Origin of the sequence: Pseudomonas sp. MWU13-2105 (assembly GCF_023242315.1) — a bacterium.
Classification (GTDB): domain Bacteria; phylum Pseudomonadota; class Gammaproteobacteria; order Pseudomonadales; family Pseudomonadaceae; genus Aquipseudomonas.
In genome coordinates this window covers 39,353-51,388 of sequence record NZ_JALLIY010000025.1, presented here as the reverse complement: position 1 = coordinate 51,388, position 12,036 = coordinate 39,353, and the positions used below count along the sequence as shown (strand labels likewise).

The 12,036-nt window shown below is 61.9% G+C and carries 9 protein-coding genes and 1 tRNA gene; 4 read left to right on the top strand and 6 right to left on the bottom strand.

The window, feature by feature from the left end; genetic code table 11:
- Positions 1 to 27 precede the first annotated feature (27 nt).
- Together M5B96_RS29185 and metE are read right to left on the bottom strand one after the other, a co-directional pair.
- Entirely contained in the window at positions 28 to 1,740 is a 1,713-nt protein-coding gene (locus tag M5B96_RS29185) for a ShlB/FhaC/HecB family hemolysin secretion/activation protein (protein WP_248800389.1), read from the bottom strand.
- Between the two features lie 318 nt (positions 1,741 to 2,058).
- Positions 2,059 to 4,347: a 5-methyltetrahydropteroyltriglutamate--homocysteine S-methyltransferase gene (metE, locus tag M5B96_RS29180; protein WP_248800388.1), complete on the bottom strand. Its 2,289-nt coding sequence runs from the start codon at positions 4,345 to 4,347 to the stop codon at positions 2,059 to 2,061.
- A gap of 204 nt (positions 4,348 to 4,551) precedes the next feature.
- On the opposite strand from metE, the gene yghX reads away from it, so the two are divergent.
- Positions 4,552 to 5,439: a YghX family hydrolase gene (gene yghX, locus M5B96_RS29175; protein WP_248800387.1), complete on the top strand. Its 888-nt coding sequence runs from the start codon at positions 4,552 to 4,554 to the stop codon at positions 5,437 to 5,439.
- A gap of 279 nt (positions 5,440 to 5,718) precedes the next feature.
- On the opposite strand, the gene M5B96_RS29170 is transcribed toward yghX, so the two are convergent.
- Positions 5,719 to 7,050, bottom strand: a complete 1,332-nt coding sequence (locus tag M5B96_RS29170; protein ID WP_248800386.1) for a PLP-dependent aminotransferase family protein — start codon at positions 7,048 to 7,050, stop codon at positions 5,719 to 5,721.
- A 93-nt stretch (positions 7,051 to 7,143) separates the two neighbouring features.
- On the opposite strand from M5B96_RS29170, the gene M5B96_RS29165 reads away from it, so the two are divergent.
- Positions 7,144 to 8,040, top strand: coding sequence for a DMT family transporter (locus tag M5B96_RS29165; protein ID WP_248800385.1), 897 nt, complete (start codon positions 7,144 to 7,146; stop codon positions 8,038 to 8,040).
- Between the two features lie 132 nt (positions 8,041 to 8,172).
- On the opposite strand, the gene fabF is transcribed toward M5B96_RS29165, so the two are convergent.
- Complete coding sequence (fabF, locus tag M5B96_RS29160; RefSeq protein ID WP_248800384.1) at positions 8,173 to 9,441, bottom strand: beta-ketoacyl-ACP synthase II; 1,269 nt, start codon at positions 9,439 to 9,441, stop codon at positions 8,173 to 8,175.
- A gap of 113 nt (positions 9,442 to 9,554) precedes the next feature.
- Here fabF and M5B96_RS29155 point away from each other — a divergent pair, with 113 nt between their 5' ends.
- Positions 9,555 to 10,028 (top strand): winged helix-turn-helix transcriptional regulator, encoded by a 474-nt coding sequence (locus M5B96_RS29155; protein ID WP_248800383.1) that lies wholly within the window; start codon positions 9,555 to 9,557, stop codon positions 10,026 to 10,028.
- 124 nt (positions 10,029 to 10,152) lie between these two features.
- Here M5B96_RS29155 and M5B96_RS29150 read toward each other — a convergent pair.
- Positions 10,153 to 10,227 (bottom strand) — tRNA-Gln (locus M5B96_RS29150).
- 150 nt (positions 10,228 to 10,377) lie between these two features.
- On the bottom strand, positions 10,378 to 11,169 hold the full coding sequence (locus M5B96_RS29145; RefSeq protein WP_248800382.1) for a helix-turn-helix domain-containing protein: 792 nt from the start codon (positions 11,167 to 11,169) through the stop codon (positions 10,378 to 10,380).
- A 78-nt stretch (positions 11,170 to 11,247) separates the two neighbouring features.
- Here M5B96_RS29145 and M5B96_RS29140 point away from each other — a divergent pair, with 78 nt between their 5' ends.
- Positions 11,248 to 11,886 carry a YebB family permuted papain-like enzyme gene (locus tag M5B96_RS29140; RefSeq protein ID WP_248800381.1) on the top strand — a complete coding sequence of 213 codons (639 nt, stop codon included), beginning with the start codon at positions 11,248 to 11,250 and terminating at the stop codon, positions 11,884 to 11,886.
- The last annotated feature ends 150 nt before the right edge of the window (positions 11,887 to 12,036 follow it).

Here is a 12,036-nt window from a genome sequence, read left to right as displayed (position 1 = left end):
TCAATGCAACGAGTGCGGTAAGTTGAATTAAAGGAAGAAGTCCATACGGAAATAGATCGGTGCTTCACGCTCGGTGATCGGCGCTGGTCGTTCCAGGGAGTTGGCGAAGGTCACGGTCGCGGCGAGATGCTTGCCCCGGGCAAACAGCTCAATCGAGTCGCTGGTCATGCGTCCATGCTGTTCGGCACTGTAGCGGCCATGACGAATCACCCCCTGGTCGTAACCGATACTGGTGCCGTACTCGGAGAGCACTGGTTGCAACCAGTCCCAGGTCACCGGCCGGCTCCAGCGCAGGTCATTGCGCCAGTAACCGCCGCTGTCGCCGGACAGTGTCTGATCCTTGTAGCCCCGAATCGAGGATTGCCCGCCCAGGCTCATGCGCTGCGAGCTGAACAACACGTCATCGCTGCGCTGGCCGGTCATCAGGCTGCTGAAGCTGAACGACTCGCCCCATAGCTTGAACGGTTGCAGGTAGCTGAGCGTGGCGGTGTATTTGCGATAACGCGCGTCAGCCAGGCCCGGCCTGAAGTTCGGCACATTGTCCTGGGCATCGAAGGCACTGATGCCGTCCTGCATCCCCAGGTCAAGGTTGACGAAGGCACTGCCGATCCGCCGCCCATGGTTGATGCCAAACTGCGCTTCGCTCAGGCGGTTGCTGCTGTCGGCCAGCTTGCTCTTTTCGATAAAGTTGTTGGTGCGCAGGTAGGTCACGCCGGTATTGAGCGAGGTCTTGCTCAGGGCATCGCGGTAGATCACCCGCTCCAGTTTCACCTGGTGGCTCTGGCTGTCGCCGGTCGACTCGAAGTTGAAACCGCTGGCCTGCTGCTGGGTGCGGTAGTCGCTTTCGCTGTAGGTGTAGCTCAGGTTCCACCAGCCAAACGGCAGATTGTAGTAGAGCATGGCGTTGCGCGAGTTCTTCTCCTGGGTACTGACGATGTCATGGCCACCGCGCAGGGAAAACTGATCGGCCAAGCCCAACGGGCTGTCCCAATCGAAGCTCGCCCCCATCTGCTGCTCACCGGTACTTTTCTGCCCGTCGTTGCTACGCGACAGCCCGGCTCGCCAAGGCGTCTGCGGGTTGTTCTTGACCAGCACCTCGCTGCCACCGACTTCCTTGCCCGGAGCCAGCTCCATCTGCGCCTGGTTCGATGGCAGGCGGTTCAGTTGGTCGACCATCTGCTCGATCTCGCGCAGGTTGAGCAACTCGCCCTGCTTGCCCGGAAAGCTCATTGCCAGTTCACGCTCGGACAGGCCGCTGCCGTCGGCGCCCTTCAAGCCTTCGAGTTTGCCCTCGACCACCAGCACCTTCAGGTTGCCCGTGGACAGGTCCTGTTGCGGCAAGTAGGCGCGGCTGGTGACCAGGCCTTTTTCGATATAGCGATCAGTGATGACCTTGAGCAGCTCGTTAAGCTGCGGCACACCCAGGCACTGGCCAATGTAAGGCTTGAGCAGGCGTTCGCGCTCGCCCGCGGACAGGGAGTCGGCCCCTTGCAGGTCAATGCTCTTGATCGGGAAACAACGGGTATCGGCCGGGGCCGTCGGCGCCACTGGGGCCGCGGCTTTACCGGGCAGGTCCTTGAGCTCTTCGAGACGGCGACGCTGCTCTTCGAGCAGGCGGTCCTGGCGATCACGAATCAAGTCGGTGTCACCGGGGGTCGGGGGGGCAGCGTGAGCGGTATTCAGGGCACAAATGCACAACAACGCAAGACACAGCCTCGTCCCGAAGACGAGTTGAGACATGTTCGATCCCTCGAAGCAAGCTTGATAGCAAAATAATGGCGCGATGCTAGACAGACAAAACCATGACGTCAACGAATTGTTGCTATTTATTTCAGTTTCGACACAAATTGGTGCCGGACTCAAAAAAACCGCTCGCGCACTGACTGGCAAGGCTCTGGAATGGACGGAACAGGGAAGCGGCAAACGCCATGAGTACAATGGCGCCCTGCTCCACGCCGACGAAACAGATCGCCCAGCATCAACAGCAGGCCGCCGAAAATGGCCCGGGGCAGAATTCTGCCCAACGGAATTCCGGGCCGGGAAACATCGACTGGCGTGTCAGGCCAGTTCTTTACGCAGTTGGCGAGCAGCACTGACCATGTGCACCAAGGCCGCTTCGGTTTCCGCCCAGCCACGGGTTTTCAAGCCACAGTCCGGGTTGACCCACAGGCGCCCGGCGGGAATCCGCTGGGCGGCCTTGCGCAGCAGGTTGGCCATCTCCGAGGCATCCGGCACCCGCGGCGAGTGAATATCGTAGACGCCAGGCCCGATTTCATTCGGGTAAGCGAAAGCTTCGAACGCCTCCAGCAGTTCCATGTCCGAACGCGAGGTTTCAATGGTAATGACGTCGGCATCCATCGCCGCGATGGACTCGATCACGTCATTGAACTCGCTGTAGCACATGTGGGTATGGATCTGGGTTTCATCACGCACGCCGGAGGCGCACAGACGGAAGACCTCGGTGGCCCAATCCAGGTAGTGCTGCCATTGCGCCCGGCGCAGCGGCAGACCTTCACGGAACGCGGCCTCGTCGATCTGCACGATCTTGATCCCGGCGGCTTCCAGATCCACCACCTCGTCACGAATGGCCAGGGCCAGTTGCCGGGCCTGCACTTCGCGGGACACGTCGTCACGGCGGAAGGACCACATCAGCATGGTCACCGGGCCGGTCAACATGCCCTTCATCACTTTGTCGGTGAGACCCTGGGCATAGCGGATCCACTCCACGGTCATGGCTTTCGGACGGCTCAGGTCGCCGAAGATCAGCGCCGGTTTCACGCAACGGGAACCGTAGCTCTGGACCCAGCCAAAACGGGTGAAGGCATAACCGTCGAGTTGTTCGGCAAAGTACTCGACCATGTCGTTACGCTCGGCTTCACCGTGTACCAGCACATCCAGTCCCAAGCGTTCCTGCACTTGCACGGCATGGCGAATCTCGCTCTGCATCGCCTCGGTGTATTCAGCTTCATTCAACTTGCCCTGCTTGAACGACTGACGCGCCAGTCGGATGGCCGTCGTTTGCGGGAACGAACCGATGGTAGTGGTCGGGAACAGTGGCAGATCCAGCCCGACCCGCTGCTTTTCAATACGACTGGCAAATGCCGAGTGGCGTTGGCTGTCCTTGGCAGTAATGGCGGCAACGCGAGCCTGCACAGCCGCTTTGTGGATACGCGGCGAAGCGGCACGGCCGGCCTGAACCGTGCGGCTTTGGGCCAGGGCTGCCAGTACCGGGGCGGCTTCGGGCTCATTGACGGCACGGGCCAGTATCGCGACTTCCTCGCACTTCTGCACGGCAAAGGCCAGCCAGCTCTTGAGTTCGGCGTCGAGCTGGTCTTCACGACCCAGGTCTACCGGACTGTGCAACAGCGAGCAGGAAGGCGCGACCCACAGCCGATCGCCCAGGCGCTCATTGGCGTGTTGCAACACCGCCAGGGCTTTTTCCAGGTCGCAACGCCAGACGTTACGGCCGTTGACCACGCCCAGCGAGAGGATCTTGTAGGCCGGCAGGCGATCGAGGATGGTCGGGTATTGCTCCGGCGCACGGACCAAATCGATGTGCAGGCCGTCGACCGGTAGATTGGCCGCCAGGCCAAGATTCTCTTCCAGGCCGCCGAAGTAGGTGGCGACCAGCTTCTTCAGTGGATCGCGCTGGATCAGGTTATAAGCGCGTTCGAAGGCGTTTTTCCATTCCTGCGGCAGATCCAGGACCAGGATCGGCTCGTCGATCTGCACCCACTCGACGCCCTGGGCAGCCAGGCGCTGGAAGATCTGGCCGTACAACGGCAGCAGGCGTTCGAGCAGGTCGAGCTTGTCGAAATCGCCACCTTTGGCCTTGCCCAGCCACAGGTAAGTCAACGGCCCGATCACTACGGGTTTGACGGTGTGACCCAGCGCGTGCGCCTCTTCGACTTCTTCAAAGAGCTGATCCCAACCGAGCTGGAACTGCTGGTCGGCGCTGAACTCCGGCACCAGGTAGTGGTAGTTGGTATCAAACCACTTGGTCATTTCCTGGGCATGCGCTCCGCCGCAACAACTGTCGCTGACGCCGCGAGCCATGCCGAACAGGGTTTGCAGGGACACCTTGCCGTCGTGCGGACGGAAGCGCTCCGGGATCACGCCGAACATCAGCGAGTGGGTCAGGACCTGGTCGTACCAGGCAAAGTCACCGACCGGCAACAGCTCGACACCGGCTTTCTTCTGCAATGCCCAATGCGCCTTGCGCAGCTCGCGGCCCGCGACACGCAGGCCCGCCTCGTCCAATTCACCTTTCCAGAAGGCTTCTTGAGCTTTCTTCAGTTCACGGTCGCGACCAATGCGCGGAAATCCAAGGGAATGGGCCAGTGCCATGACAAAAAACTCCAATGTGTTCGATGGGAGCCATTGTCGACACTCAGGACATGCTGAGACAAACTCATTTAAATACGGATGATCACAAGTTCTACTCATGATCATGAACTGATGCTTGCCAGGCAAAAGCCGTTCAAGTCCGGAATCCGGCGTTTAGCTTCTACACTAGGCCGGAACCCGACCACCTCCAAAGGTAGCGCACAGATGGAACGTCTCACCGCGAAAGACTTTGCCCCTGAACTGCTGGAGCTGTACGACTACTACGTCCACGGCAAGATCAACCGCCGGGAGTTTCTTGATCGCGCGGCGAAGTTCACCCTCGGTGGCCTGGCCGCCAGCAGCCTGCTGGCTGCGCTGAGCCCGAATTATGCGCTGGCCGAGCAGGTACCGTTTACCGACCCGGACATCGTCGCCGAATACATCACCTATCCCTCCCCCAAGGGTAACGGGCAGGTGCGTGCCTATCGGGTGCGTCCGGCCAAGGCCAGCGGCAAGGTGCCGGCGGTAGTGGTCGTGCATGAAAACCGTGGGCTCAATCCCTACATCGAGGATGTTGCCCGGCGGGTGGCCAAAGCCGGATACATCGCCCTGGCCCCGGATGGCCTGTCATCGGTCGGCGGCTATCCCGGCAATGACGACAAGGGCCGCGAACTGCAACTGACGGTCGATCCGGAAAAGCTCATGAATGACTTTTTTGCCGCCATCGAATGGCTGATGCAGCACGACACCACCACCGGCAAAGTCGGCATTACCGGCTTCTGCTATGGCGGCGGGGTCGCCAATGCCGCCGCCGTGGCCTATCCGGAACTCAGTGCCGCCGTGCCCTTCTATGGCCGTCAGCCAAAGGCCGAGGAAGTGGTACGGATCAAGGCGCCCCTGCTGCTGCACTACGCCGAACTGGACAAGCCCATCACCGACGGCTGGCCCGCCTATGAGCAGGCCTTGAAAGCCGCCGGCAAGGTTTATGAGGCGCATATCTACGCCGGGGTCAACCACGGCTTCCACAACGACTCCACGCCGAGGTACGACGAGGCCGCCGCCAAGCTGGCCTGGGACCGGACGCTGGGATGGTTCCGGCGCTATCTGGCCTAGGGATTATGTCGGAGAAATCGTGGCCAGCAGGCCAATCGCGATTGTCAGTATGAGAAATCCACCCAGGAACATCGCCATCTTGGCCATAAGGCCTCCTCAACTATAAGGTCAGGGCATAGCGCGGGTTGCGCAATGAGTTTACGGAGCAGAGCCAACAGAAGTCCGTGGCCCGGCAGCACAGGCAGTAGCCCCGGGCATCTGCGCAAGGCTGATCCGTGGGTTCATTGTCGGTCGCGGGCCGAATACATTACAGAGGCAGATAGCGCCGAAAAATACGGATCAGAACAGCGGCCCGAGCACCCGCTTTACTTTCACCAGCGCAACGCGAAGGGTGTCGATGTCCACCGAGCCCAACGCCAGGCGGATCGCATGCGGCACATGCAGCGAGGTCGCAAACGGCTCGGCGGTGGAGACCGAGATCTGCTCGCGCATCAGCGCCATGGCAATCTGATCGGCCCGTGCCTCTTCCGGCAGGGGCAGCCAGAGAAAGAAGGATGACCGATGGCGCACGCTGTGCAGTCCGGCCAGCAACTCGTCAGCCATGACTTGCCTGGCCTGGGCATCCTGGCGCTTTTGCACCTCGAGCCTGGCGACAGTGCCATCTTCGATCCAGGCGCTGGCAATCGCCGTCAACACCCCCGGCGTGTTCCAGGTGGTCGCCCGGATGGTTCGCTCCAGCGCGGCCACCCGCAGAACCGGCGCAGCGACGAATCCAACCCGCAAACCGGCGGCCACGCTCTTGGAGAGGCCGGAAACATAGAGGGTCCGTTCCGGCGCCAGCTCGGCGAGCGGTGGCGGCGCGTCCTCCACCAGGTACGCGTAGGCCGCGTCCTCGATAATCAACAGGTCATGCTGGCGCGCGATCGACACCAGGTGTTCGCGCTGATCGGCCGCCATCACCCAGCCCATCGGATTATGCAGGGTCGGCATGCTGTAGACGGCACGCACCGGACGACTGCGGCAAAGCTGTTCCAGGGCATCCAGATCCGGCCCCTGGTCAGTGACGGGAATCGCCACCACCTCAAGGTGCAGCGCCTGCGCCAACACCTTGAATCCCGGATAGGTCAAGGCGTCCGCGGCGATCACGTCGCCAGGCTGCAAGAACGCCATCAGCACCACCGTCAAGCCATGCTGGGCGCCGCTGACAATCAGCACCTGCTCGGCCGCCACGCTCAGCCCGCGCGTCCCCAGGTGACGGGCGACTGCTGCCCGCTCATGCAGGCGCCCGGCATGCGGGTGGTAGCGCAGCAAGGACTCCAGGTCGCCGGACAAGGCCAACTGACGCAAGGCCATGCGTAGCTGCTCGGCCTGTCCCGGCGACGAGGGATAGTTGAAGTTGAGATCGACCATTCCCTGGGCAACGTCGGGCTGGTCGATGCCCAGGCCGGAAGGTAGGGACGTCTCCCGGACAAAAGTGCCGCGCCCCGTTTCCCCGCTGACCAGGCCCATCGCCTCAAGCTCCGCATAGACCCGGCTGGCGGTGGCCAGCGCCAGGCCATGGCTGGCGGCGAGTTGGCGATGAGTCGGCAAGCGGGCACCGGGCGGCAAGCGTCCTGCGCGGATATCGGCGGCCAAAACATCAACCAGCGACTTGTACCGGGAACGAGGCATGGGGCAGATGTATCCATGACAATTTTTTGATTGTATCAATAGTCAGTCATAGCATGCGTTTCAAGCAACCCCGACCCTGAGTGTGAAGCGAAAATGCAACGAACCTCGCCCCTGAATACCCCAGCAATCGCCACAAGCACCCGTGGCTGGCTCAATGGTTTTATCGGAGTGCTGATCTTCAGCGGCTCGCTGCCCGCGACACGGGTGGCGGTCCTGGAGTTCGACCCGGTGTTTCTAACCCTGGCCCGGGCGAGCATCGCCGGGGTTCTGGCGCTGTGCCTGCTGTTGCTGTCCAGGGAAAAGCGCCCGGCCCGCAACCAACTATTGTCCCTGGCGGTGGTGGCCATCGGTGTCGTGCTGGGGTTCCCGCTGTTGACGGCGCTGGCGTTGCAGTACGTGACCTCGGCGCACTCCATTGTATTCCTCGGCCTGTTGCCGCTGGCAACCGCCGCCTTCGCTGTCCTGCGCGGTGGCGAGCGGCCGCGGCCGGTGTTCTGGGGCTTTTCCGTGCTGGGCAGCCTGCTGGTGGTGGGGTTCGCCGTGTCCCAGGGGCTGAGCGCCTCGCCCAAGGGCGATATGCTGATGCTGATGGCGGTGCTGGTATGCGGCCTGGGTTACGCCGAAGGAGCGAAGCTCTCCCGGACGCTGGGCGGCTGGCAGGTGATTTCCTGGGCGCTGGTCCTGTCGCTGCCGCTGATGCTCGTGCTGGCCGGGTGCCTGGCCCCTGCCTCGTTCACCGGCATCAGCACGCCCGCCTGGTTGAGCCTGGCGTACGTCTCGCTGTTCAGCATGCTGATCGGGTTTGTGTTCTGGTACCGCGGGCTGGCCCAGGGCGGGATTGCCGCCGTGGGACAACTGCAGCTTTTGCAGCCGTTTTTCGGCTTGGCCCTGGCGGCGACTTTACTGCACGAGCAGGTCAGCCTGGGCATGCTGGGGGTCACTGTAGCCGTGATCCTCTGCGTGGCCGGCGCACGGAAATTCTCCAGGTAGACCCTATCCTTTGCAGGAGCCCGGCTTGCCGGCGATGGCGTCCTCAAGGGCCTCATCGCCGGCAAGCCGGGCTCCCACATTGATTATGCTGGCCGCAGTAGTGAGCCCAGGGTCAAGACCGTATCTGATGCCCTACACCCAGCGCTTGAACAGCACGCTGGCATTGACCCCGCCAAAACCGAAGCCATTGGAGAGCGCGTACTCCATGGGCAACGGCCGCGCCTGGCCGCGAATCAGATCAAGACCTTCGGCGAGCTCATCGGGGTTATCCAGATTGAGCGTCGCCGGCGCCACCTGGTCACGCAACGCCAGCACCGTGAAGATCGCCTCGATCCCCCCGGCGGCGCCCAACAAATGTCCGGTGGCGGACTTGGTCGAGCTGATGGCCGGCCCACCGATTGTCCCGAACACGGCCTTGATCGCCGCCAATTCGCCCTTGTCACCCACCGGCGTCGAGGTAGCATGCGCATTCAGGTGCCGGACCTGGGACGGCTCGATCCCGGCCTGGCGCAATGCCTGCTGCATGGCGCGGCGAGCACCGTCGCCATCCTCCGGGCCGGCAGTCATGTGGTAAGCATCAGAGCTGGTGCCATACCCCACCAACTCGGCGAGCGGCTTGGCGCCGCGTGCCAGGGCATGTTCCAGCTCCTCGATCACCAACAGGCCGGCACCCTCGCCCATGACGAAGCCATCACGGGCTTGATCGAAGGGCCGGGAGGCGCGCTGCGGCGTCTCATTGTAATCACTCGACAGCGCCCGGGCCGCCGCGAAGCCAGCCAGGCTGACCCTGTGGATGCAGGCCTCAGTGCCACCGCAGACCGCCACATCGATTTCCCCTGCACGGATCATCCGGGCGGCGTCGCCGATGGCCTGGACGCCAGCGGCACAGGCGGTCACCGGAGCCCCCAGCGGTCCCTTGAGACCGTAGCGGATCGAGACGTGACCGGCGGCCATGTTGCTGAGAAACGAAGGAATGGTGAACGGCGACAAACGCCTCGGCCCTTTACTGTCCGTAGTGCGCACCGCTTCGGCAATGGCGGGAAAGCCGCCGACACCAGAGGCAATGATGGTTGCCGTGCGTTCCTGCGCCTGCGGGGAGTCGGGAGCCCAGCCGGCCTGGGCCAGGGCCTCATCCGCCGCCGCCAGGGCAAACAGGATGAAGCGGTCCATCTTGCGTTGTTCCTTGGCGGCCAGCAGTTGATCCGGATCGAAGCCGGCCTCCGGGTCCTGAGTGCGGTCCGGGACCTGGCCACCGATACTGATCGACAGGTCGCCGATCAACTCCACTGGCAAGTGGCGGATACCGGACTGTCCGGCCAGCAGGCGTTGCCAGATCTGTTCGACTCCGCAGCCCAGCGGGGTCAGCGCGCCCATGCCGGTGACGACGATGCGTTTGTTCATGACGATCCAACTCCTTCAGGTGATTGAGCGAGGTAATGGCTTGTGGACGCTACTATCATCATGAAAGTAACATAGCCCGCTCACAAATGTCCGAGCGCCCGACAGGAGCCGCCATGCAACGCAAAACCCTGAGCCATGCCGAATGCCCGGTTGCCCGCAGCCTTGAACGGGTGGGTGAGTGGTGGAGTATCTTGATCATGCGCGATGCCTTGCATGGCCTGAAGCGCTTCGACGAATTCTCCCGCAGCCTGGAGATTGCCCCGAACATGCTGACCCGGCGCCTGAATGCGCTGGTGGAAGCGGGTTTGCTCGAACGTCAGCCCTACAGCCAGCGCCCACTGCGTTATGAATATGTGCCGACCGCCAAGGGCGAGGATTTTCGCGTGGTGCTCATGGCGTTTGTGGAATGGGGTAATCGCCATTACGCACCGGAAGGCGAAAGCGTACAGATCGTCGAACGCGAGAGCGGGCGACCATTGCAGTTGATGATGGCGGATATCGCCGATGGGCGCGCGGTGCCGTTGAACCGCAGCACGGTGCAGGCCGGGCCGGCGGCCAGTGAGCAGATGCGTCAACGGCTGGCATGAGCCAGTACAATACGCATACCCGGTAAAGTCGTTGGAAAGAAATCGAGTGGCCTGATCTATCGATCCGGACTGGCCTGACTGTGCATTGCCGCATGCGATCGGAGCAATTGCACGGGAGGGAAAATGGCAGGGGCGGCTGGATTCGAACCAACGCATGGCAGGATCAAAACCTGCTGCCTTACCGCTTGGCGACGCCCCTGTATCTGTTGCGACGAGTGCATGACACCCGGTTGTTGACCTAGCAGCTTGCGAACCCGAGAAGGGTCGCTGCGAGAGTGCGCGGAAATTTACCAACTTTCCCATCGCCTGGGAAGCCCCAAGGCAAACAAATTTGTTTTAAAACAGCTACTTATTCTTGAGAATGAGCGGGCGCCGGCCGTTTGAGCGCTCTGAACGCCTGCGGCTCCCAGACACGCGTCGCCAGCAGAAGCGCCGTGCCGCGCTTCTCGGACAAGGGCGCGCTCAAGGATTCGCGGTGAAGCGCTGCCAGCCTGCTACGCAACCTGTGCATTTCAACCTGCAACTGGGCATACGCGGCCTTCGTCAACATGCCATGGGCAAAGTCCAGGGTCTCATCAGCAACGTCGAAGCGACTTGCCATGAAATCGGGCAGCCCCTGCTGCACAAAGAACTGCCGGATAGGGCCGTCCGGCAGCCAATCAAAATCTCGTGCCACGAGCAGCCTGATGCGATTTCCCGGCTTCAAGTCCACCAACCCCATCCGCTCCAACACCAGCAGATGCTTGATGCACTCGGCTTTCGACAGATGGTAGGCAGACACCATGTCGCCCAGCGACCATTGGTTCAGCGCACACACGGCCACCAACAACAATTTCTCATTCGAGACAAGCTGCGCTTCCTGTTCACGCCTCAGCATTTGCAGGCGCGGCACCGACGCCTCGGCCTCCTGCAGCAGTTCCGCCATCGTCAGCCCCAGCAGATCACAGAACTGCGCAAGGCGCTCGACTGTCAGCCGCCCGCTGGCGAGCAGGCGCTTCACGCTGGGCTCCGAGAGGTCCAGCGCCTGGGCAACGTCGCGATAGGTCATTCCCGCGGACTTGAGGCGCTGCTTGATCGTCGCGACGAGCTGGGTAATTGCAGTCATAAAGGTATTGGAATCCGATACTAAAGGTATCAGCATAAGGAAATTCCAAGGATAAAGGTGTGAAACATGCACCCTGCTCACATACTGGGTCTTCAAAAGAACCAGGAGACCAGCATGTCCATTAGCAGCGGGATGAACAGCGTCATACGTTCAGAGGGTGTGCACAGCAGTTCCCACGTCGAGTTGCCTGCCGCAGGAGCACCCGTGGGTGATTTGCACATCGGCGACCTGGTTTTCATCCGAGTCACCGCGCGCCCCTTCCTGGAAGTGGCCAACGCCACGAACTCATGGACCAATCACGTGGGAGTCGTCGTCGACGACCGTGGCGATGACCCCTTGATTGCGGAGAGTACTTTTCCTTTTGCCCGGACCACGCCGATGAGCCGGTTCCTGGAACGCTCCGAACACGGCCGCTGCACAGTCGCCAGGCTGGCCGCGCCGCTCGACGACCGGCATCGCCGCGGTCTGGTGAGCGCGGCGGAGCGGCGGATGGGAACCTTCTACGACACCGGTTTCAACATCCATTCGCGACGCCAGTTCTGTTCTCGCTTCGTGCGTGAGGTGATCCAGGAAGCGACGGACATTTTGCTCGGCGAAGTGGAGACGTTCGCCACGTTGCTGCAAGACAATCCCGATCCGAAGCTCGCGTTCTGGCGCGTCTGGTACTTCGGCCGGATCCCCTGGCAACGACATACAGTCACTCCGGCGAGCGTGCTGCGAAGTCCACATCTGCGCGTCATTTTCGACGCATAAGGGAACACCTCGGGAACAGGACAACCTGGCGCGAAACCGAGTTGTCAGTGTGATGTACGGTACACCTGCGCGACAAGTTCCAGGTACAGATGAGGAAAGCCCCAGGCACACTGGCACCCGGCGAAGATTTGACGTTATTGTCGAACTTTT